This window comes from Paraglaciecola polaris LMG 21857 (assembly GCF_000315055.1).
Classification (GTDB): Bacteria; Pseudomonadota; Gammaproteobacteria; order Enterobacterales; family Alteromonadaceae; genus Paraglaciecola; species Paraglaciecola polaris.
Window position 1 is genome coordinate 178541 of the sequence record NZ_BAER01000127.1, and the last position, 22095, is coordinate 200635.

A 22095-nucleotide genomic window follows, 5' to 3' on the forward strand; every position below is an offset into this window, starting at 1 on the left:
CTACTTTCTTAATGCTCCCTTAGCAGTATGCTTTTAGTGAAACATCCAACATAAGCGCTCGTCGTATAGGAAACCCCATGTCAAAGTTGATGCACACCCTTCGCCTGCAACCTTATTGGATAGCGTTGGTTATTTTAATAGTCCTGTCGCTGTGGGTAGCCTCAGGCATGTTATTTGCCGAAGCGGACAACAACGCCCAAGCGCGTAAAGAAGCGAAACACCGAGATGCTGGGCTAGTGAGCGTCAGAGTTGAAAGGGTCAATGCCCAAGCGATTACTCGGGAAATCAACTTGTATGGACGAACCGAGCCGAATCGTGCGGTGACTTTGCGCAGTGAAGTCAGTGGTTTGGTGGAAAAGATATACGTTGAAGAAGGGCAAAGCGTTAAGCAAGGCGAGCCATTAATTGATATTGAAACCAGTGATTTACGCAATCGTTTGACATCGGCCCAGTCAACCTTAATTCAGCGTCAGATCGAACTCGAAGGGGCAAAATCTCTTGGTCAGCAAGGCTACCAGTCGAAGGCGACCTTAGCCCAGGCTCAAGCGAATCTTGAAACCGCAGTATCTCAGGTCAGCACGTTGCAGTTGGCCGTGGAAAAATCAACTTTGCGCGCACCATTCGATAGTATTGTGAACGAACGGCATGTGGAGCTTGGTGATCTACTAAAAGACGGTGACAAGGTGGCGATGCTGGTGGACCTTGATCCGCTGATTATCCGAGCGGACGTCACCGAGAGCGATGTACAAGCACTGACGTTAGGTCAGCCGGCCTCAGGAAGAATGATTTCCGGCAACACCTTACAGGGCAAAATTCGTTATGTGTCTAGCGTGTCAGACATGGGCACCAATACCTTTAAAGTTGAAGTGGCTATCGATAACCCAGGTAACGGTTATTTGGCAGGCATGAGTACCGAGTTATCTGTGCCACTAAAAACCACTATGGCAGTGCGTATCACGCCTTCGGTAATGGCACTGGATGAAGACGGAAATCTGGGGGTAAAAACCGTTGTAAACGAGCATGTAAAATTTATCCCCATTGATATAGTGAAAAGTGATAGTCAGGGGGTATGGCTTGGAGGCATGGGAGATATTACTGACGTGATCACCCTAGGGCATGGCTTCGTACGTGACGGAGATAAGGTGAATGCAATATACAATGACAGCGAAATGAGCCAGCAAGCAAAAATTAAGGCTTCTGGCAGTGCTATTGAGCAGGCCCAGTAATGAATAATTTAATTGCTGCGGCGCTTACCCATAGCCGTACTGTATTGATGATGTTTGTGCTACTCATAGTGGCAGGGGCAGTGACTTACGTCACCATACCCAAAGAAGCGAACCCAGACGTTCCCATTCCGTTTATTTATGTGTCGATTGTACACGATGGTATTTCGCCTGAAGATGCAGAGCGTATGCTAGTCAAACCCATGGAGCGAGAGTTACGCTCCATTGATGGGGTCAAAGAGATGAAAGCTACTGCCGGTGAAGGCTTTGCCAACATCACGCTAGAGTTTATCGCAGGTTTAGACTCAAAAGATGCCCTAGCGGATGTGCGTGACAAAGTGACAGTAGCACGGGCTAAATTGCCTTCTGAGACTGAAGAGCCAACGATCCATGAAGTGACGATGGCCGGTCAACAGGCCGCGATAACCGTTGTTTTGTCTGGTCCTGTGGCGGAACGCGCGCTGGTCACAGTAGCGAGAGAACTGCAAAACCGCTTGGAAAGCCTCAGTGAAGTGCTGGAAGTGGACATAGGTGGAGATCGGGAAGATATAGTTGAAATCGTCGTTGATCCCTTGTTGATGGAATCTTACGGATTGGATCAAAATGATATCTTCAATTTGCTCTCTCGTAACAACCGTTTGGTGCCTGCGGGTACCATGGATAATGGCAAAGGAAGCTTTGCAGTCAAGGTTCCGTCGGTTTTTGAATCCGTTAAAGATGTCATGGAGCAGCCGGTTAAAGTAGTGGGCGAACGGGTTATCACCTTCCAAGACGTGGCTCAAGTCCGGCGTTCCTATAAAGATCCCACGAGTTTCGCTCGCCTAAACGGGGATAACTCAGTTTCCCTAGAGGTGAAAAAACGCCCGGGTGAGAACCTGTTAGAAACGGTTGCCAATGTGAAAGGGCTTATTGAAGGTGCCCAGCAAACGGCTATTTGGCCAAGCAGTGTATATGTGAGTTACACGGGAGACCAAAGTGTCGATGTGAATATGATGCTTGGCGATCTGCAAAATAACGTCTCTAGTGCGGTGATCTTAGTGGCGGTCGTGATCGTCGCCATATTGGGCTTACGTACGGCTATTTTGGTTGGTGTATCGATTCCCGGCTCATTTTTAACCGGTATTTTGATTATCGCTATGTTTGGCTACACCTTAAATACTGTGGTGCTGTTCTCGTTGATCATGGCGGTAGGTATGCTGGTGGACGGGGCAATTGTCGTCACCGAGTACGCCGATAGGTGCATGGGTGAGGGAGCCAATAAACAACAGGCGTACCTTAAAGCGGCCCAGCGTATGGCGTGGCCGATTATCGCCTCAACGGCGACGACACTGGCGGCCTTTGCTCCCCTGATGTTTTGGCCAGGCATGATGGGGGAGTTTATGAAGTATTTGCCGTTCACCCTGATTGCCGTGCTGTCTGCATCGTTAGTGATGGCATTGGTGTTTGTGCCGACGTTGGGAGCCGTATTTGGTAAACCGCAAACCATCTCAGCCAAAGCCAAAGAGCAAATGTTGCTCGCAGAAAATGGTGATTTAAGCAAATTAACCGGCTTTACGGGACGTTACGTACGCCTGCTAGCCAAAGCAATTAGCCATCCGTGGAAAGTGCTCCTGATTGCCTTTGTGGTCGCTGGGTTATCGTTTTTTGCGTATTTTGCATCAGGTCTGGGCTTGGAGTTTTTCCCTAAAGTCGACAGCAGTGGTATCAATGTTACCGTGCGCTCTTCCGGTGATATGTCCATTTACGAAAAAGACACCATAGTGCAAGAGGTGGAGCAAAAGCTGATTGATATGGATGCAATCGAAACCTTGTATGCCCGTACCGGTGGGCGAGACCAAATTGGGTATTTACGGCTAAATTTAGTGGATTGGCATTTACGTCCTCATTCTGACGAAGTACTCAAGGAAACGCAGCAGCGGCTATCAGCCATGGCGGGTTTGGATATTGAAATAACGCCGGATCAAAACGGCCCGCAATCAGGCAAAGATCTGCAAATTCAGTTGTCTTCTCGTTACCCAGAATTACTCAATACAGCGGCATTGAAGGTTCGGCATGCCTTAGATGAAAACGATAAGTTTACCTCCATCAGTGACACGGCATCCCAGCCGGGTATTGAATGGCAGCTAAAGGTTAACCGTGCAGATGCGGCGCGCTTTGGTGCCGATGCAACCTTAGTAGGTAGCACAGTACAATTTGTGACAAACGGTTTGAAAATAGGTGAGTACCGGCCAGATGATGTGGATGACGAGCTTGATATTCGAGTTCGTTACCCGATTGATTCGCGTTTCATCGGTAAGTTAGATGAGCTGCGCATGAAAACGTCCACGGGCATGGTACCTATTACTAATTTTGTGCAGCGAGAAGCGCAGCCTAAAACAGACCTTATTCGTCACGTGGATAGCCAACGTGTTATTACCGTTGAAGCCAACATGGCGCCAGGAGAGCTGCTCAGTATTGAGTTACCCAAGTTGCAAACACAATTGCCTGACTTAAACCTTGATCCTAGGGTGTCGTTAACGGTCAAGGGGCAAAATGAAGAGCAAGCTGAATCAGAAGGCTTTTTAGTGAATGCGTTTTTGGTCGCCTTATTTGTTATGGCGATTATTTTGGTCACGCAATTTAACAGTTTCTATCAGGCGTTTTTAATCCTAAGTGCGGTGCTTTTCTCCACCGTAGGGGTATTTTTAGGCTTGGCTATTTTCCAGAAACCCTTTGGCATAGTGATGTCGGGTATTGGCGTTATTGCATTAGCGGGCATAGTGGTGAACAACAACATTGTATTAATCGATACTTATAATATTTTGCGCAAAGAGGGTTATAGTGCCACTGATGCTATATTGCGCACAGGGGCTCAGCGGTTGCGTCCGGTATTGATGACAACCGTGACCACCATACTGGGTTTGTTACCCATGGTGGCTGAAATCAATATTGATTTTATTGGCCGCAATGTGGATGTCGGCGGACCGTCAACCCAGTGGTGGTCACAGTTGGCGACCGCCGTTGCTGGTGGTTTGGCGTTTGCGACTTTGTTAACGCTCGTGCTGACCCCGAGCTTACTGGCGTTAAAAGCGCGCCGTGAGCAGCGAAAAATCACCACTTTGCCTCTTACGTCGGCTCAAACGCTTACATCAGCAGAGCAACCCTAGGCGGGTTGGTTGCCACAGCATGAGCGCTGAGATCTTTAGCGCTCATGTCATACACTTGGAGGAACTTTACCACAAGTATTTAGACTAAATTTTGACGCGCGCCATCGGTCATTTTTTTCGCTATTATCGGTAGTGCAATTACGCTACTTTTCAGAAAGTAAGGATCTGCATATGTTTACACTGTATGGCTCTACGACTTCTCCCTATGTTCGACGACTACGTATCTGGTTAGCCAACACCCAACATGAATTTGTTAGTATGCAAATTTACCAACAGCAAGACCGGGCGCTACTTATCGAGAAAAACCCAGCGTTAAAAGTCCCAGCGTTAGAACATGTTGTCGGTGAAAAACGTACCCTTATCTATGATTCACGGGTGATCTATCGTTACTTAAGTGAACAACTTAACTATCAGGCTCTGACTTGGCAGCAAGAAAATCAACTCACCTTAGTCGATGCGGTCAATGATAGCTTGGTGCAAATGTTCTTACTTTCTCAGTCTGATGTGGTGGCGGATACCGATAAGCTGTTTTTTAAACTGCAAAAAGAGCGGGTTAACAATGTATTGGCAGAACTGAATGAGCAGGTAGAACAAGGGCTATTCGACCATTGGCATTATCCGGCCATATGCTTATTTAGTCTCGTGGATTGGATTGAATTTAGAAACTTGCATAACTTAAAAGGCTTGGCCGCCTTGCTGCATTTTCACCAGGAAAACGCCCAGCGCATTGAAGTTACCGCAACCGACCCCAGAATGTAGGTCTGACGTTAGTTTCCAATTGATAGGTTAAATATTATGACCCCAGCACAACAAACTGAAGCACAAGCTGCCGCATTTAGGCAATTGATTAAGCACTTAGATGAAAATAAAGAGGTTCAGAACATCGACCTGATGATTTTGGCGGACTTCTGTCGTAATTGTTTATCGAAATGGTACATGGCTGCAGCAAAAGAGCAGGGCGCAGATATAGATTACGATCAGGCAAGGGAAGCCATTTACGGTATGCCATTCGCCGACTGGAAAGCCAAGTATCAAACTCCTGCTACTCCAGAACAACTTGCGGCATTTGAAAAACGTCAAAATCCCTGCGGCTAACCAGCCCCTAAATAGTCGCGTCAATCGTGTTGAGCGACTATTTACTTCCTTCTTTACGCCCGATGTGGCGATTAAATTGTGACGAATAGTTTGTAACTTCTCTGGCTTATTGGCACACTGTTATCTGGTCTAACCAGATAAGGTGGCAAGATGTCAGTTTCTAACCCATTGCGAAAATTTGTCGATAAAGTTAATCAATATCCAGCGTCTGTAAGTGCATTTTTAATGACCAAAGTGTTTCGCTTTAAAGTGAAGCTGGCGGGCACTACCAGTATTGAAGTTGTTTCTACTGATGGGCGCCGGGTTGAGTACCGATTAAAAAATCGCACCAAGGTGCAGAATCATATTGGTAGTGTACATGCTGCCGCGATGGCTTTACTGGCTGAGTCAGCGACAGGCTTTATTGTGGGGATTAATTTACCGGGTGACAAACTGCCATTGATTAAGTGTATGAACTTAAATTATGTGAAGCGGGCGACCGGGGACATGACCGCAGTAGCAACCTTAACTGATGCACAGATTGCGTTGCTTGCACAGCAAGAAAAAGGTGAAATTAACGTACAGGTTAAGGTAACGGATGAGACAGGAATACAACCTGTGGAGTGTGAAATGATTTGGGCGTGGGTGCCTAAACGCTGACATATTTTGCCTGCTTACAATACTTAATGAGGTGTCATAAGAAACATATAGAAACAATAGTGTTGTAATCGCTATTTAATGGTAAAAAATCGTATATAAAATCACACTAAAAATATTGACAGATTTTAGATTTAAATTATAAAGCAAGTTGGCAAATGCCAAATTATGTTGTCTTTAAATTAATTTAAATCGGGGATGCCATCATGGCAAAACTTTCAAGAGAATCATTGTTTCAACGTATTTTTAGTGATCCTAAACACTATCCGTATGGTTTTGCGCGTTCAGGTGACTTTTCAATTTCAGAAAGTCGAGCGCTGAGTCAATACGGCTGCTTAATTACTGCCTTACTTGATGGTCAAATTGAAGCTGAATGTGATGAAGATAACGCATTGTTAGCCTCCGCTAAGGGTGAGAAAGAGCCGAGCACAGTTGCGGAAAAAGCCTGGTCAAAGTACGACAAGCGCATACATCGGCCTAAGCTCGGTAATATTTATGGTAGTAGACCGTCAACACAGCGAGATGAAGAGGACATGTCTGAAGATACTGACCTCGAAATCGAGCTGGATGATTAATCTTAAATCATCGCTATAATCATAAAATCATCCTACAAATGACAGTGTTTTAGCCTGTAATCGAAAGGTATATCCTAATATGTTGCTATATTGGGATATATATCTCACTTTTATGTAAATTCCTGTTTAATCTTCCTCTTCCCTCAAGTATAGTTTTCGTTCGTTTGGTGGCAATATTGTGCCGAAACCTTTTTTTTAACAACTTTTTAGGAGAGTAGCCGATGGAAATGATGTCAGGCGCCGCAATGGTTGTGCGAACCCTAAAAGATCTTGGGGTTAAGCACGTATTCGGGTACCCGGGTGGAGCCGTTTTAGATATTTATGATGCATTATATGCACAGGAAGATGTGGAGCACATTCTGGTGCGTCATGAGCAAGGTGCCGCGCACATGGCTGATGGTTATGCCCGTTCTACAGGTACTACAGGTACCGTGCTCGTCACGTCAGGTCCTGGTGCGACCAATACCCTAACCGGTATCGCCACTGCTTATATGGATTCTATCCCTATGGTCATCTTGTCTGGCCAAGTGCCGTCAATGCACATAGGTGAAGATGCCTTCCAGGAAACCGATATGGTCGGTTGTTCGCGCCCTGTGGTTAAACACAGCTTTCTCGTTAAGCGCGCCGTTGATATTCCTGAGGCGATTGCCAAAGCTTATTATATTGCTAACACTGGACGTCCTGGTCCTGTGGTAGTTGATTTACCAAAAGACATAGTCAATGTGCTTGAAGAGCATCCTTATCAGTTCCCTGAAGATGTGACTATGCGCTCATACAACCCGACGTTGAAGGGGCATCCTAAGCAAATTAAAAAAGCCGCTAAGGTCTTGCTTGACGCCAAACGTCCTATTTTATACGTAGGCGGCGGTGCGATCGCGGCTGAAGCGAGTGAACTGGTTACTGAAATTGCAGAAAAGTTACACCTTCCCGTTACCTCTACTTTGATGGGACTGGGTGCCTTTTCCGGTGTTCATGCTCAAAGTCTAGGCATGCTTGGCATGCACGGCACGCTTGAATCAAATAAAGCCATGCATAACGCAGATTGTATTTTAGCGTTAGGCGCACGTTTTGATGACCGGGTAACCAATAATGTTGAAAAGTTTTGTCCCCATGCGACCATTATCCATGTGGATATCGACCCTGCTTCTATTTCTAAGACCGTTGCCGTTCATATCCCAGTAGTGGGCAGTGTGGATCAAGTGGCTAAGCAGCTACTTGAGCAAATGGGTGACGTTGACAGTAACAAGCAAAAAGAAAAATTAGCTGATTGGTGGCAACAAATTGAACAATGGCGTGGCCGTACTTGTTTAAACTATAAAAAAGACGACAAGCTGATTAAACCCCAGGAAGTAATTCAGTCAGTTTACAAACATACCAATGGCGATGCTTATGTCAGCTCTGACGTAGGTCAGCATCAAATGTTTGCTGCTTTGTATTACCCGTTTGCTAAACCACGTCGCTGGATCAACTCCGGGGGCCTAGGCACCATGGGCTTTGGATTACCGGCGGCTATGGGGGTTCAGATGGCTCACCGTGATGCGACGTCCGTAGTGATCACAGGTGATGGCAGTATTCAAATGAATATCCAAGAGCTATCCACGTGTTTGCAATACAAGTTGCCGATCAAAATCATCTCTCTGAATAACCGCGCTTTAGGCATGGTACGTCAGTGGCAAGATATGAATTATAAGAGCCGTTATTCCAGTTCTTATATGGATTCAATGCCTGATTTCGTTAAATTGGCAGAGGCTTATGGCCATATCGGTATTCGTGTTGATCATCCAGATCAGTTAGATGCAGCCATGGAGCGCTGTTTTGCCGAGAAAGAACGTTTGGTATTCATGGATATCCAGATAGATCAGAATGAACATGTTTACCCCATGCAGATTAAATTCGGCGCGATGGACGATATGCGATTAAGTAAGACGGAGCGCACATAATGAAACGTATTATTTCAGTTTTAATGGAAAACGCGCCCGGTGCTCTATCACGTATTGTTGGTGTATTTTCCCAACGGGGCTACAACGTTGATTCGTTGTGTGTGGCAGCGACAGACGATAAGAGCTTGTCGCGCTTGACCATCACCACCCAAGCAGATGACAAAGTTATTGAGCAGATCACTAAGCAAGTAAACAAGCTTATTGATGTACTGAAAGTGACAGATCTGACTGACGGTAATCATGTTGAACGCGAGTTGATGTTGATTAAAGTTGCCACGCGCAGTGAATTGGTGCGTGCAGAAGTTAATCGCAACGTGGATATTTTTCGTGCGCAGATCATTGATGTCGACCTAAACAACTATACGATCCAGGTCACGGGTACGAGCGATAAGTTAGATGCATTTGCGAACGTATTAGCGCAAAGTACCGAGATTATCGAAGCGTCACGTACTGGGGTATGTGGTTTGGCTCGCGGCGATAAAGCGCTGCGTCCTTAAGCCAGTTCCTAGGCACTAATATTTGCAAAATAGGCTCATTATGAGCCTTTTTTTATGGGTACGCCCCATGCTGAAGAATATGGTTGTTTAAGGTTTATCCCACACGAGTTCTTTAAAGTGTTTACGGCACATTGACTCATATCTGTCATTGCCGCCTACTTCAACTTGAGCACCTTCTCTGGCGGCGTTGCCTTGCTGATCAAGGCGCACCACAAAAGTCGCTTTTCTGCCGCAATGGCAGATAGTCTTTAATTCGATTAGCTTATCTGCCCAGGCCATCAAGTAGCGGCTGCCTTCAAAGGTTTCGCCAACAAAATCAGTACGCAGACCATAAGCTAAAACAGGAATATCTAAGTCATCGACCACAGAAACCAGTTGCTGTACTTGTTGTTTATTTAAGAACTGTGCTTCATCGATAAACACACAATCTAATTTTTTGTCATGGCACATATCTGCAATTTGTTGATGTAAGTCACTACTAGCATTGAATAAAAAAGCACTTGCTTCGAGACCAATGCGGGATGCAACCTTGCCTGCACCGAAACGGTCATCAAGAGCTGCAGTGAAAATAGCGGCGCGCATACCGCGTTCTTTATAGTTGTAAGCAGACTGCAGCAGAGAGGTTGATTTGCCTGCATTCATTGCAGAATAATAGAAGTAGAGCTGTGCCATGTAACACGGGATCCTGAGGTGCACCAAGAGCGCTTGGTATTCGTTATTATTTGCTTGCTATGGTAGCGGATCTGCCAGTTAAAGTCCGCTGCTGTTAGGCTATTTTACGTCTAAGGATTCGCAGGTGATATCGTTTATGGGATTCTGCCACTGAATTAACTGTTCGTTGCGCATGGGTTTAGCAAAATAAAAACCTTGCAGATAGTCCACACCCATAGCGGTTAATGCTTGCGCTTGGGCTAGACTTTCCACGCCTTCGGCGACGGTCTTACAGTTGAGTTCGCTGGCAATAAACAACGTGGCACGAATAATCGCCTCACCATTGTTGTCCATATTATCAATAAAGGATTTATCGATTTTGACTTGGTTGACTGACAAGGTTTGCAATTGGGACAAAGACGAATATCCGGTGCCAAAATCATCAATGGAGACTTGAATTTTCCTGGCTTGGATCGCTTCAAGTTGCTGCTTAATTTTGATTTTATTGTCGACAAATATGGATTCAGTTATTTCCAAATGCAATCGTTCTGGGTCGAGCCCACTGCTACGCAACGCATTATCAAGGGCGCGTATAAAGCTGTCGTCCATCAGTTGAATAATCGATACATTCACTGATACAGCGGCATTGTGGGCATATTGCCACTGACTGGCATCCATGCATGCTCGGTTGAGTACCCAAGCGCCAATTTCTTTAATTAAGCCCGACTTTTCGGCTAACGGAATAAATTGATCTGGCCCGATGAGGCGCCCATTAAAATCCCAACGTAGTAAAGCTTCAAACGACCAAGAAGTACTGTCTTTGGCTGATATAATGGGTTGGTAGCACAAGTATAATTGCCGGCGTTCTGTGGCGTGTTGTAAGCCTTCAAGTATGCTTTGTGAATCAACAACCTTTTGTTGCAACTCATTGCTAAAGATCGCTGGCGTGCGGTTTGAGGTGTTTTTTTGCTCACACATAACTAAATCGGCAAACTGAATTAGCTCAGCCGCGTCAGCACTGTGCTCAGGACACATAGCGATGCCAATGGTTGCGCCTAAATGCACACTATTGTTATTGATGATTATGGCTTGAGAAATACTGGTAATAATCGCGCTGGCAATGGCTTGGGCGGTTTGTGCATCGCTGTAAGGCAGGGCAACTAGAAACTCGTCACCGTTCCAGCGACCGAGTTTATTCTTATCTGCGAATGCGCCGATGCGTTTGGTCACTTCTTTTAAGACGCTGTCGCCCACTTGATGACCCATGGTGTCGTTAATTTTTTTAAAGCCATCGAGATCAATAAACAGTAGCGCTAGGTCGCTGTTACTTTGGGCGGCTCTGGCCGTTAATTTACCTAAGGTTTGGGTAAATGCTTTGCGGTTCATTAATTGCGTGAGGGGATCAAGGTACGATAGTTGGGCGATTTTTTCCGTGCGCTTACTGACTTGCTCTTCAAGGGTATTGTTGATGGCATTGAGCTTGTCATATGCGGCGTTTAATTCTTGATTAACTTCGTCCAATTGACGCTTTTCTTGACGAAGCTGCTCGCTCATCGCCATGTTCATATTTTTAATATGGATGGAATCTAAAGTGAATTTTACCGCCTTATGGTAGGTAAACACTAGCCCAATGCTAAAGGCTAAACCTAACCCTCCGAGTATGACGCGATAATCTTCTTGAGAAATCACGCCCAATAGTGAGATGGGTACCAACAATATCAGTGCATAAGAAATCGATATACGGGCGTTAGCAGCCAACACGGATTGCCCTCCCGCTGCCATAGACGACAACACTATGATCATGGTCGAGAATTCGAGTAGGTTGACTTGATTGAAGGTAAAAAGCGGCAAGCTGGCCCAAATAACAGCGGTGGCTAGGCAACCAACACCAAAACGGCGCTGGGCTGCACCGCCATCAAAATCATTACGTGGCCTTATTTTATGTTGCCAATAGATCCCATCAAGCAGGCGGGCAGTTAATATCGATAACATCACCAACCACCAAAAAAATTTGATCCCTGCTATGTCAGGGTTGGAAAAACCAAATGCGAGAACTGTGCTAGATGCAAGCGTAATCGAACAGCCTGCTATGGTATTACTATAAAGTAATTTCGCCGCGTCCTGACTGTTTAGTGCTCGTAATTCAGCTGAAGTATTACTCACTCTCATCCTAAGTATGTTGACTAATTCTTTGTTTCTCGTTTGTTATTAGCAAAACGCTAAGCAAAACTGAACGTAAATTTATTGCTATTAGACGGATAATCTACCGCAAATTTTTGAAAAAAGTAACAGCTGCTTTACAAGGACTGTTTTAGGTATCTCACTAATTGTTCTCCAGCGATGCGAATGTGCTCTGTGAGCACTTTATTGGCCTTTTGTCGATCATCTTCACGCAGTGCTGTTAGTAACGCCTCATGCTCATTTTGGCTGTGGGATAAATAATCCAACTCCATTTCCTGAAACCCTATGTACCGAGCGCATAATTGATGCAATTGAGTCACAGTGTCGAACAGCGCAGGGCGATCTGCAGGTAGATATAAACAGCGATGAAATTGCCAATTAAGTTCGCCTTGTTGCAGTATATCTCGAGGCTCACTGCTTTTCAGCTTCAACAAGATGTCTTGTGCTTTGCCGAGGGTTTCAAAATTGATATTAGGTATGGCGTGGCCTAGTAACATAGGCTCAAGATGCAATCGCATTAAATACAAGTCTTCAGCGTCACTGGAGTTTAATGGCCGTATCATCACACTGGACTTGCCATGATTACTTAACCAGCCGTCGTTTTTTAAGCGTTGCAGGGTATCGCGTATCGGAATACGACTTACCCCGTAACGCTCAGCAAGTAGCGTTTGCTTGAGCGCGGTATTTTGCGGTAGTTTCCCATGCACAATATCGTGTTTGAGTTGTAGGTACAGACTATCAGTCTTCGAATAATGCATATCAAGCTCTGTTATTAGATGCTGAAATGTGGCTTTTTAGAGCGGCTTTACGATTGAATAATAATGTCAGCATACCAAGGATTAGCCCCCAGAAAGCCGAAGATACGTCAAACAACGACACACCTGAGGCGGTGACCAGAAAGGTCAATACGGCGGCATCACGATATTGGGTATCATGTACCGAGCTATACAAACTCGCCCCTATGGTTCCCAGTAGAGCCAGTCCGGCTAAGGTTGCGACTAACGCCGCAGGAAAGGCGGCGAACAGACTAACGACCGCAGTGGCGCCAAGACCAGCAAGAACATTAAATATCCCGGCTGACAAACCAGCCACATAGCGTTTGGCGGGATCTATATGTGACTCTTCACTCGTACAAATGGCAGCCGTAATGGCGGCTAAGTTGAAGCTAAAGCCACCAAACGGAGCGAGTATTAAATTAAGCGCACCGCTAGTGGTAATAATCGGTGAGATGGGTTGTTGTCCGTAACCACTGGACTTGAGTACCGCCATTCCGGGTAAGTTCTGCGCTGTCATTGTCACAATAAACAAAGGAATACCAACACCGAGCAAGACTGAAAAGTCAAATTGTGGCGAAACCCAGACTGGTGTGGCCATGGTTAAATCAATATCTGTGCTATTAAACATACCAGCATACAGTGCGTAAAGCGTACCTGTGGCCAGCACCAACAAAATACTGAAGCGGGGTAACAAGCGTTTCGCGGTAAAATAGCTAAGCAGCATAATACCCACAAGTTCCGGTTGCAGGGCCAGTGAACTAAAAATCCCCAAGCCGAATTGCAGCAGTATACCTGCCAGCATGGCACTTGCTAAGGGCAGAGGGATGCGTTTTGTCAGGCGATCAAACCAACCTGTCATTCCCGTGATCAGGGTTAGCACCGCCACAAAAATAAATATACCAATGGCTTGTTCGACACTGACCCCTGCAAGGCTAGTGGCCAGTAATGCGGCGCCAGGTGTGGACCAAACAATGATAATGGGACGCTTGTAATACCAAGACAGCCCAAAGCAACCTAGGCCCATACCGACACCGAGCGCCCATACCCAGCTGACAATCATCTCGTGGGTGGCACCTGCTGCTTGAGCGGCTTGAAATACAATGGCCACTGCACTGGCAAAGCCTACGAGGACTGCGATAAAACCTGCGCTCACGGCAGATAAACTCATGTCTTTAAACAGGTTTCTCATTTTGTATACCATGCTATATTTGTATACAAATTTAACACGGCCAAATAACAGCTGTATAGTATTAACCCTTAGGGTTGCTCAATTGAGCTGAAAAAAACAAGAATAGGAGAGAATGTCAGTTAGAACAGCAAGTACTGCCTAGCGACAGGTATCGTTATTTAGGGTACCTGTCGCACGATAATAGGGGGCGAGCGGAATTTTTTGGCCAAAAAAACTAACAAGAAAGCACCAATATACATAGTCACACCATATACACCAGGAGCGACGGCATAATCAGCGCGTTGTAAAAACGTGATCGCAATCAAGATCGCCATTGCTGAATTTTGTACCCCAACCTCAATACCCAGTGTGACGCAGTCCCGAGCAGAGAAACGAAATATCAAGCCTAATCCTATTCCCAGCAAAATTGCGACGAGATTTAAGGTTAACGCACTGGTGAAAACCGCTGAAAATGACGAAGCCAAAGTTGCCTTCTCTTGAATGACAATGGCAAGGATCATCAGCACTAAAAATGCGCTGGCTAAATGGCGGAAGAAGGGTTCACTGGAAATTGCCTTCTCAGCAAAGTAGTGGCGCAGTGTAATTCCTATGATGACCGGAATAAGGGTGATGAAAATCAATCCAATAGTGGTGCTCACTAATGAAAATGATTGTTGCTCTTGTTGCCCAAACTGACTCACAGCAAATTGGATGATAAGGGGCGTTGTCAGCACACAGATAAGTGAGCTAATGGCGGTAAGGCTCACAGAAAGTGCCAGATTTGCACGTGCTAGCTGGCTAATGATATTCGAACTTGTGCCACCTGGGCAGGCTGCTAATATCATGATCCCAATCGCCAGATTAGAGGGTAACTCAAATACGAGCGCTAGAAAGTACGCCAGCAACGGCAGCAACATAAGTTGGCCAAATAAGCCGACAATTATCGGTAACGGGGCACGCCATAATTGCTGAAAATCCTGTTTAGTTAAACTTAGCCCCATGCCAAACATGATAAAAGCCAGTACCAAGGGGGCGATATATTGGGTTAAAAAAGATTCGGTCATTATTTTTATTATTCACTTTATTGGTTCAGCGCTAAGCGTCTATTTTTGAGAGGGAAAGTCGTATTGCTTATGACATCACTGACCATTAAGTTCATTAGGCTCAATTAGGCGGTAGAATTTACGCAACTTTGTCATCAAGGCTTGATTGTTGGAAATAAAGGTATTCAGCTGTTGAATTATATTGCCTTGGTGAATGGTTGCCAGATGAAACGTAACAGGGCCGTGGGGCAACATTTTGGCTAATGTGATTACGCTTTTCTGTTGGGTTGATTGCCACAAGTGTTGAGCCACGTTGTATTCAATGTCAGCTCCATCAACTCGGCCTTTCAACACTAAATTAAGCGCGGCAATAGGGGTATTGACCTCGACTAAATTTAAGCGTTTTTGCGCAATGCGATCTAACCAATGTACAGGCGTAAAACCATGGGGCACAACAAGAGAGCTAAATTTTCCAATGGGATCGAACTCATGTTTTTCTAATACTAGGGTTCCACTGATGGCAGTAATCAGCGGTTGGCTGAGTATTTTTTGTGGCTCCACTTCGCTGGGCAAAGCGCGCCATCCTTTGTTGTCAGGATAAGCAAAATCAATGCTGGCATTGACTAAGGCTCGCTGCAAACGTTTGATGGGATAGGAACGATATTCAAAGTGGTAACCAGAGTGCTGGGCGAATGCTTGTAAAACTGCCCAAGCATAACCTTTGTCCCCTTCCCGGCCAAAATCATAATGGGGGTAATACGCAATATCTTGACTGCCAACAATATAGCTGTGCTTGGTGGCAGCCATGGTGGTGAGGCTAATGCCAGAAACTATAAAGAAAAGCCAAAGCCACTTTATTACATGCATAAGTATTAACACGCTACTTCGATTGAACTATGTGCTTTAGCATAGTTGAAAGTCGTGAGTTCGATGAAAATACCTTCTGTGCAGATAATTCTGAGCAGACAGTCTAGCTCATTTTAGCCAACAGGCGAAGCGGCGCAATTCGTGCAATGTAGCGAAACAGTGCCCAGGGCCAAGTCGGTACAAAACTGCTGGCGACTTCTTTCTCTATGGCTTTTACCATCGCCTTACAGCCGGTTTCTGTGTCAACGATGAAAGGCACGGTTTTAACTTTTTCATTAATTTCACTTTGAATGAAACCTGGGTGAATTGTTGTAACTTTGATTGGGCTACCCAGTACATCAATACGAATGCCTTCCGTCATTGAGGTCAGTGCGGCTTTTGTGGCGGCATAGACAGTCATAGCGCGACGCGCACCGCGCACTGCACTGACTGATGATATGGTAACTAGATGGCCTGCATTTTGCGCCCGAAAAATCTCCATACTGGCTTCACATTGGGCAAGTGCTGAGACAAAGTTAGTGATTGCTGTTTGTTTGTTAGCATGAAAATAGCCTGTCCCAACCGATGCGCCTTTACCCATACCTGCATTGACAATCACCCTGTCTAGGCTGCCCATATCTTCGGCGAAACCTTTAATGACCTCAAACACTTGCGGGTGATCATTCACATCTAGTGGCCGAATAAACACCTCAATGTTGGGGTTGATGGCCAGTAATTCGGCTTTTAATTCTGCCAATCGCTCTACACGTCTAGCGCATAAACCTAAGTTGCGACCCATTTTAGCAAACTCAATGGCCATCCCTTTGCCTAAGCCTGAGCTGGCGCCAGTGATTACAATATTTTTTCTTGTCATGGTGGCGTGTCTCTGTGTTATTTGTAAGTGATAAGACGACTATGATGCCCTTCAAACGCGCAATGTTCATTCAAAGTCGACAATATGTGCCCTTTACAGCCGAGTATAATTTTACTTATCCCGCAATTGACCAGGGTCCAATTTAAATCCATTAATTTTCCAGCTGGAATCTGTAATAGCATCTGACTCAGTAACGCTATTGGCCCGCCGGAACTGAATACGGCTATATTTTTCCCATCGCCAGCTTGCTCGACCGTCGTTTGCAAAGCACGTTGAACGCGGGCTTGGTAGACGGTCCAAGATTCATTATATTGCTCAGCGTGATCGTTTTTTATCCAGCGTGAAAATGCACTGTTCAGTAGATTTTGTAATGCGATATTGGGGTTTTTGTGCTGCATTAGGTGCTGTTTTACCCCGTTGGCACTGGCATAATCCGGATTAAGTTTGCTTAGAATATCTTGGTGGTCATACTCGTTCCAATCAGCATTGATTGTCATTTCGTTGCCAAGTGCTTCACCTATCTGCATGGCTTTTAAGCAACCTTCAGCCGTCTGCTGATGGCGCAACATACCACCCACAATAACTTTGTCGAATTGTATACCGCGACGCAATAAGTCAGCGCCCAAATGGCTAGCTTGCTCTGTGCCAATAGTCGACAGACAATCATAGTCATCTTGGCCGAATGAAGCTTGACCATGCCGGATTAAATATATGCTGGCCATACTAACGAGTTCCTTTAATGGCTTTTCGGCATTGCCACAGCAAATAATGCACAAAAAACCAGATATTTTTAAAGGCTGGATTATTTGTTTGCTTATGGTGATAGCGATAATAAATTTGCTGGGCGATAGCGGCTAATCTAAAGAGGCCATAGACTTCATAAAAAGCAACATTATCAGCCTTAAAACCGGTTTTATCCAGATAGTATGCAATCACTTCTTTACGGGTATACATGCCGTTCAAGTGGGTCGGTTGGCGACGTGTTGATTTTGCCAAGCGATCATCGTCTGCTTGCACCCAATAGGCTAAACTATTGCCTAAATCCATCAGAGGATCACCAAGGGTGGCCAATTCCCAGTCGAGTACGCCGATAATATGCGTTGGCTCGTGGGCATCTAGTACCAAGTTGTCAAAGCGAAAATCATTGTGGGTTAAGCAAATATGTTCATTGTCTGGCAAGTTGGCTTGCAACCAATCGCATATGTAATTGGCTTTGGGAACATTCCACGTACGAGCTTTGTGATAGCGAGTTATCCAGCCATCGATTTGCCTTTGGGCATAACCGCTACCTTTTGCGATGTGACTCAGATCTGCAGCCTGATAATCAACTTTGTGTAACTCAATCAAACTGTCTAATGCGTTCTCGCATAAAGTACGAGTATCCTGGGTTGATAGCGGTAAATCTCTAGGCATGTTTTTACGCGGAATAATGCCATTGAACTTCTCCATGATGTAAAATTCAGCGCCTATTACGCCTTTATCCTCGCAGTGAGCAAGCATCTCAGGCACATATTTATATACCGGTTTTAAGGCTGCTTGCAGGCGATACTCCCGGCCCATATCATGGGCACCCTTAGCTTTGGTGCCTGCTGGACCTCGGCGTAAAATGACTTCATTATCGGGGCTGGTCGCCTCGTTAAATGTGAGGCAGTACGTCCAATTGGACGCACCTCCGGCATATTGAGTGACTTTTGGTGTACCGTTTAAATGGGGAAGTTGACTGTTAAGCCAAGGTAATAAGGAGGCTACATCTAGCTCCTCACCTTGGCGCACATGACCAGCTTCATCAACAACGGTTTGCCCATCGGTAAGCTGACTCATGTTATTGATATTTCTTCAGTTCAAGGCGTGTCACCATACCCATATGCACTTCATCTGGGCCATCGGCTAAGCGCAGCGCTCTAGCACCAGCGGCGAATCGTGCGAGTGGGAAGTCACTACTCATCCCCGCACCACCATGCAACTGTACCGCCATATCCACTACGTCTTGTAGCATTTTAGGCACGGCAACTTTAATTGCAGAAATTTCGGTCATGGCATTTTTTACGCCTACTTCGTCGATTTTCCACGCAGCGTGCAGCGTCATTAGACGTGCTTGATGAATGGCAATACGTGCCTGAGCGATTCGTTCGCCATTACCGCCTAGTTTTATGAGCGGTCTGCCAAATGCGGTACGGCTTAAGCTGCGTTTCATCGCCAGTTCTAGTGCTTTTTCAGCCGCGCCAATAGAACGCATGCAATGATGGATCCGACCCGGCCCTAAACGACCTTGGGCGATAGCGAAGCCTTTGCCTAAACCGACCAATAAGTTCTCTTTCGGTACGCGTACGTTGGTGAAATGCATTTCACCGTGACCCGATGGCGCATCAAAGTCGCCGTAGGCACTAAGCATACGTTTAATTTCGATCCCTGGGGTATCGAGCGGCACAATCACCATGCTGTGCTGGCTGTGTTTGTCATTTTCAGGATTGGATAAAGCCATGAAAATCGTTATTTTTGCATTAGGATGACCTAAGCCCGTAGACCACCATTTTTTGCCATTTAATACCAACTCATCACCGTCTTGTTCGACGGTGGCCTGCATGTTTGTCGCATCAGAGGAGGCTACGTCAGGCTCGGTCATACCAAATACCGAGCGTATTTCGCCGGCGAGTAACGGTTTAAGCCATTTTTCTTGTTGTTGCTCGTTACCAAAGTGGTAAAGCACTTCCATATTGCCTGTATCAGGGGCATTACAGTTGAATATTTCAGAGGCGAATAATACTCGACCCATTTCTTCAGCCAATGGAGCGTATTCTAGGGTCGTTAACCCTTTGCCTAGTTTGTCGTCGGGCAGGAATAAGTTCCATAAGCCTGCTGCTTGGGCTTTCTTTTTTAACGGCTCAATAAATGGATGCATCTGCCACTTCGTCCAGTCACCGGTAGGGTTAAGCTCTTCCGTCTCACGGTAAATTTGCTCTTCCACTGGATATACGTGTTCATCCATAAACGCTTTAACGCGTGCAATGTAATCTTGAGTTTTTTGGCTATGAGCAAAATCCATAATTTTCCCTTACTGTTGGTTAATGACGGTTCGTTAATGTGTCATCAGCATAGCGTCATTATTAAATTGAATGAAATGAAAAATAGTGCAGGTATACTATGAATTAAATTCATTGCTGTGGGGCGCAACTGTGGCAGATATACATGCTCTTAAAAAGCTCGACCTAAATTTGCTTAAAGTCTTTGAAAGTCTGTACCTTGAACAAAATATGACGCGCACCGCAGAAGCACTGCATATCACGCCATCAGCGGTCAGTCATGGAATTAAACGTTTGCGGGATTGCTTGGGTGACCCGTTGTTTCAACGCAGTAATAACCGCATGTTACCCACTCCCGCCTGTCAGCGCATGGCGCCACTTATTATCGATAATCTCACGCGCTTGCGGCAGATCATGCAACATTGGGGTGAGTTTCAACCCTTGACCAGTGAACACCATTTCAGAATCGGGATGCATTACGCACTCGAACCCAGTATTTTCCCCGCGTTAACGACTCGTCTTGCCCAGTTAGCACCCAAGGTGACGTTTTCTAGTGTTAAGGTTGACCGGGTTACTTTGACTCGGGATCTAAGTGCCGGGCATATGGATTTAGCATTAGATGTTGCGCTACCAATTAAAGCGCCTGTGTTGCACCAGAAACTGATTGATGATGAGTTTTGTGTGTTAATACGTAAAACTCATCCTTTGTGTAACGGAATGAATAAAGAGGCTTATTTTGCGGCTGGCCATATTGGGGTGTCTAATCGGTCAAGTGGAGCATCGGCAGAAGATCTGTTGTTCCAACAGCAGGGGTTATCGCGCAAGGTGGTGATTCGATGTCAGAATTATTATTCCGCTAAGAGCATGGTGGCTAATTCAGATTATTTACTGACAGTTCCTCGCATGCTGGCTGAGCATTTACGTCAAGACGAGGTAGCATTACTTGATCTGCCGCTAAAAATAGCACCGATTTCTACTCATCTTTATTGGCATAAAAATACAGAACAAGACTCTGCATTAACGTGGTTAAGAGCGATTTTTGAAGGGATTTTTGTGAATTAAGGAACATATGTGGCTCGCCATTTTAGATATAGCGAGCCAGATTGCTTGGGGGATTAATCGTGATTAATAGAGCCGATACGATGGGTCGTCAAATCAGCGCCGTTATATTCTTCTTCTTCGGTTAAACGTAAACCCATGGTCTTATTGAGTACGCCGTAAACAATGACACCGCCAATCAAAGCCACTGAAATACCGCCAAGGGTACCTATAAGTTGTGCTACTAAGCTTACTCCGCCTAAGCCACCCATATTCTCGCTACCAAAAATACCTGCTGCAATACCGCCCCATGCACCACATAAACCATGTAGTGGCCACACACCTAAAACGTCATCCAGTTTTTTGCTGCGTTGAATGAGGGTAAACAGAGTCACAAACAGCCAACCTGCGACAACGCCAATAACCAGTGCGCCAATAGGGTGCACAATATCTGAGCCCGCACAGATAGCGACTAAGCCAGCAAGGGGACCATTGTGGACAAAGCCGGGGTCATTTTTGCCGAATAACCAAGCGGCAATAATACCGCCTGCCATGGCCATAAGTGAATTCATGGCCACCAAACCACTGATACCGTCAAGCGTTTGCGCCGACATTACGTTAAAGCCAAACCAGCCAATGCATAAAATCCATGTACCCAAGGCTAGAAAGGGAATATTTGATGGAGCAAAAGCGATTAACTTTTTATCTTTCACTCGGCCATTACGTAGCCCTAAAAAAAATACCGCCACTAAGGCCAACCATCCACCGACGGCATGCACCACGACTGATCCAGCAAAATCATGGAATTGTGAACCTGTGGTTTGCTCTATCCAGTCCTGTACGCCGTAATTGCCATTCCATACCACGCCTTCAAAAAAGGGATAAATTAACGCGACAATAATCGCTGAAGCTAACAAGAAGGGATTAAACTTGGCCCGCTCCGCAATACCGCCTGAGATAATTGCTGGGATCGCGGCGGCGAACGTCATCAAGAAGAAAAACTTGACCAAGTCATAACCGTTATTAGCAGTTAATTCTCTCGCACTACTGTAAAACGTGGTGTCGTAGGCAATCCAGTAACCGATAAAAAAGTAAGCAATACAGGATACGCCAAAATCGGTGATGATCTTAACCAAGGCATTAACCTGATTTTTGTGGCGAACGGTGCCCACTTCTAAAAATGCGAAGCCAGCATGCATGGCAAAAACCATGATTGCGCCGATAAGTAAAAAGTAGGTATTAGAACTTTGCACCAATAACTCGGTGGCGCTAGTGACATCTTGCATGTGATATATCTCTGTGTGACAGGTTAAATGTTACAGCAAGGTAAAAGTGTTGGTTTTACCTTTTATTGCGACTGCTCTTATTGTGTTGTTTATACGTTAC

Annotated in this window: 20 protein-coding genes; 9 read left to right on the plus strand and 11 right to left on the minus strand. The window is 45.5% G+C overall.

Annotated elements, in window-relative coordinates:
- Positions 1-77 precede the first annotated feature (77 nt).
- From GPLA_RS20900 to ilvN, 8 genes are all read left to right on the plus strand, one after another.
- Complete coding sequence (locus GPLA_RS20900; RefSeq protein ID WP_007107018.1) at positions 78-1226, plus strand: efflux RND transporter periplasmic adaptor subunit; 1149 nt, start codon at positions 78-80, stop codon at positions 1224-1226.
- Positions 1226-4369, plus strand: a complete 3144-nt coding sequence (locus tag GPLA_RS20905) for an efflux RND transporter permease subunit (RefSeq protein ID WP_007107019.1) — start codon at positions 1226-1228, stop codon at positions 4367-4369. Before GPLA_RS20900 ends, GPLA_RS20905 begins: the two co-directional genes overlap by 1 nt.
- A gap of 171 nt (positions 4370-4540) precedes the next feature.
- The gene (locus tag GPLA_RS20910) at positions 4541-5128 is read left to right on the plus strand and encodes a glutathione S-transferase family protein (protein WP_007107020.1); all 588 of its coding nucleotides are present in this window, start codon (positions 4541-4543) and stop codon (positions 5126-5128) included.
- Between the two features lie 36 nt (positions 5129-5164).
- Positions 5165-5464, plus strand: coding sequence for a DUF1244 domain-containing protein (locus tag GPLA_RS20915; RefSeq protein WP_007107021.1), 300 nt, complete (start codon positions 5165-5167; stop codon positions 5462-5464).
- A gap of 150 nt (positions 5465-5614) precedes the next feature.
- A complete protein-coding gene (locus GPLA_RS20920) occupies positions 5615-6103 on the plus strand; it encodes a DUF4442 domain-containing protein (RefSeq protein WP_007107022.1) in 489 nt (162 codons plus the stop codon).
- Between the two features lie 203 nt (positions 6104-6306).
- Positions 6307-6675 carry a DUF413 domain-containing protein gene (gene maoP, locus GPLA_RS20925; RefSeq protein WP_007107023.1) on the plus strand — a complete coding sequence of 123 codons (369 nt, stop codon included), beginning with the start codon at positions 6307-6309 and terminating at the stop codon, positions 6673-6675.
- A gap of 221 nt (positions 6676-6896) precedes the next feature.
- Positions 6897-8615 carry an acetolactate synthase 3 large subunit gene (locus GPLA_RS20930; RefSeq protein ID WP_007107024.1) on the plus strand — a complete coding sequence of 573 codons (1719 nt, stop codon included), beginning with the start codon at positions 6897-6899 and terminating at the stop codon, positions 8613-8615.
- Positions 8615-9112, plus strand: coding sequence for an acetolactate synthase small subunit (gene ilvN / locus GPLA_RS20935; protein ID WP_007107025.1), 498 nt, complete (start codon positions 8615-8617; stop codon positions 9110-9112). The genes GPLA_RS20930 and ilvN overlap by 1 nt, the downstream gene beginning before the upstream one ends.
- An 87-nt stretch (positions 9113-9199) precedes the next feature.
- On the opposite strand, the gene GPLA_RS20940 is transcribed toward ilvN, so the two are convergent.
- The 10 genes from GPLA_RS20940 to GPLA_RS20985 all read right to left on the minus strand — a co-directional run bounded on the left by GPLA_RS20940 (position 9200) and on the right by GPLA_RS20985 (position 19694).
- Entirely contained in the window at positions 9200-9784 is a 585-nt protein-coding gene (locus GPLA_RS20940) for a thymidine kinase (RefSeq protein ID WP_007107026.1), read from the minus strand.
- Between the two features lie 99 nt (positions 9785-9883).
- Complete coding sequence (locus tag GPLA_RS20945; protein WP_007107027.1) at positions 9884-11926, minus strand: putative bifunctional diguanylate cyclase/phosphodiesterase; 2043 nt, start codon at positions 11924-11926, stop codon at positions 9884-9886.
- A 134-nt stretch (positions 11927-12060) separates the two neighbouring features.
- Positions 12061-12702: a GntR family transcriptional regulator gene (locus GPLA_RS20950; protein WP_007107028.1), complete on the minus strand. Its 642-nt coding sequence runs from the start codon at positions 12700-12702 to the stop codon at positions 12061-12063.
- Position 12703: 1 nt separating this feature from the next.
- On the minus strand, positions 12704-13909 hold the full coding sequence (locus tag GPLA_RS20955) for a benzoate/H(+) symporter BenE family transporter (protein ID WP_007107029.1): 1206 nt from the start codon (positions 13907-13909) through the stop codon (positions 12704-12706).
- A 158-nt stretch (positions 13910-14067) separates the two neighbouring features.
- The gene (locus GPLA_RS20960) at positions 14068-14952 is read right to left on the minus strand and encodes a bile acid:sodium symporter family protein (RefSeq protein ID WP_040515580.1); all 885 of its coding nucleotides are present in this window, start codon (positions 14950-14952) and stop codon (positions 14068-14070) included.
- Between the two features lie 75 nt (positions 14953-15027).
- Positions 15028-15738: a type 2 periplasmic-binding domain-containing protein gene (locus GPLA_RS20965; protein ID WP_007107032.1), complete on the minus strand. Its 711-nt coding sequence runs from the start codon at positions 15736-15738 to the stop codon at positions 15028-15030.
- A 163-nt stretch (positions 15739-15901) separates the two neighbouring features.
- Complete coding sequence (locus tag GPLA_RS20970; protein WP_007107033.1) at positions 15902-16651, minus strand: SDR family oxidoreductase; 750 nt, start codon at positions 16649-16651, stop codon at positions 15902-15904.
- 17 nt (positions 16652-16668) lie between these two features.
- The gene (locus tag GPLA_RS20975) at positions 16669-17373 is read right to left on the minus strand and encodes a histidine phosphatase family protein (protein ID WP_007107034.1); all 705 of its coding nucleotides are present in this window, start codon (positions 17371-17373) and stop codon (positions 16669-16671) included.
- 1 nt (position 17374) lies between these two features.
- Positions 17375-18472, minus strand: coding sequence for a phosphotransferase family protein (locus tag GPLA_RS20980; protein WP_007107035.1), 1098 nt, complete (start codon positions 18470-18472; stop codon positions 17375-17377).
- A gap of 1 nt (position 18473) precedes the next feature.
- On the minus strand, positions 18474-19694 hold the full coding sequence (locus GPLA_RS20985; protein WP_007107036.1) for an acyl-CoA dehydrogenase family protein: 1221 nt from the start codon (positions 19692-19694) through the stop codon (positions 18474-18476).
- Between the two features lie 130 nt (positions 19695-19824).
- Here GPLA_RS20985 and GPLA_RS20990 point away from each other — a divergent pair, with 130 nt between their 5' ends.
- Entirely contained in the window at positions 19825-20733 is a 909-nt protein-coding gene (locus GPLA_RS20990) for a LysR family transcriptional regulator (RefSeq protein ID WP_040515606.1), read from the plus strand.
- 53 nt (positions 20734-20786) lie between these two features.
- On the opposite strand, the gene GPLA_RS20995 is transcribed toward GPLA_RS20990, so the two are convergent.
- Positions 20787-21995 (minus strand): ammonium transporter, encoded by a 1209-nt coding sequence (locus tag GPLA_RS20995; protein WP_007107039.1) that lies wholly within the window; start codon positions 21993-21995, stop codon positions 20787-20789.
- Positions 21996-22095: the final 100 nt, after the last annotated feature.

Bases quoted from the DNA above. Each gene is read 5' to 3' on its own strand.
- GPLA_RS20900 (WP_007107018.1), top strand. From the start codon at position 78: ATGTCAAAGTTGATGCACACCCTTCGCCTGCAACCTTATTGGATAGCG.
- GPLA_RS20905 (WP_007107019.1), top strand. From the start codon at position 1,226: ATGAATAATTTAATTGCTGCGGCGCTTACCCATAGCCGTACTGTATTG.
- GPLA_RS20910 (WP_007107020.1), top strand. From the start codon at position 4,541: ATGTTTACACTGTATGGCTCTACGACTTCTCCCTATGTTCGACGACTA.
- GPLA_RS20915 (WP_007107021.1), top strand. From the start codon at position 5,165: ATGACCCCAGCACAACAAACTGAAGCACAAGCTGCCGCATTTAGGCAA.
- GPLA_RS20920 (WP_007107022.1), top strand. From the start codon at position 5,615: ATGTCAGTTTCTAACCCATTGCGAAAATTTGTCGATAAAGTTAATCAA.
- maoP (WP_007107023.1), top strand. From the start codon at position 6,307: ATGGCAAAACTTTCAAGAGAATCATTGTTTCAACGTATTTTTAGTGAT.
- GPLA_RS20930 (WP_007107024.1), top strand. From the start codon at position 6,897: ATGGAAATGATGTCAGGCGCCGCAATGGTTGTGCGAACCCTAAAAGAT.
- ilvN (WP_007107025.1), top strand. From the start codon at position 8,615: ATGAAACGTATTATTTCAGTTTTAATGGAAAACGCGCCCGGTGCTCTA.
- GPLA_RS20940 (WP_007107026.1), bottom strand. From the start codon at position 9,784: ATGGCACAGCTCTACTTCTATTATTCTGCAATGAATGCAGGCAAATCA.
- GPLA_RS20950 (WP_007107028.1), bottom strand. From the start codon at position 12,702: ATGCATTATTCGAAGACTGATAGTCTGTACCTACAACTCAAACACGAT.
- GPLA_RS20955 (WP_007107029.1), bottom strand. From the start codon at position 13,909: ATGAGAAACCTGTTTAAAGACATGAGTTTATCTGCCGTGAGCGCAGGT.
- GPLA_RS20960 (WP_040515580.1), bottom strand. From the start codon at position 14,952: ATGACCGAATCTTTTTTAACCCAATATATCGCCCCCTTGGTACTGGCT.
- GPLA_RS20965 (WP_007107032.1), bottom strand. From the start codon at position 15,738: ATGGCTGCCACCAAGCACAGCTATATTGTTGGCAGTCAAGATATTGCG.
- GPLA_RS20970 (WP_007107033.1), bottom strand. From the start codon at position 16,651: ATGACAAGAAAAAATATTGTAATCACTGGCGCCAGCTCAGGCTTAGGC.
- GPLA_RS20975 (WP_007107034.1), bottom strand. From the start codon at position 17,373: ATGGCCAGCATATATTTAATCCGGCATGGTCAAGCTTCATTCGGCCAA.
- GPLA_RS20980 (WP_007107035.1), bottom strand. From the start codon at position 18,472: ATGAGTCAGCTTACCGATGGGCAAACCGTTGTTGATGAAGCTGGTCAT.
- GPLA_RS20985 (WP_007107036.1), bottom strand. From the start codon at position 19,694: ATGGATTTTGCTCATAGCCAAAAAACTCAAGATTACATTGCACGCGTT.
- GPLA_RS20995 (WP_007107039.1), bottom strand. From the start codon at position 21,995: ATGCAAGATGTCACTAGCGCCACCGAGTTATTGGTGCAAAGTTCTAAT.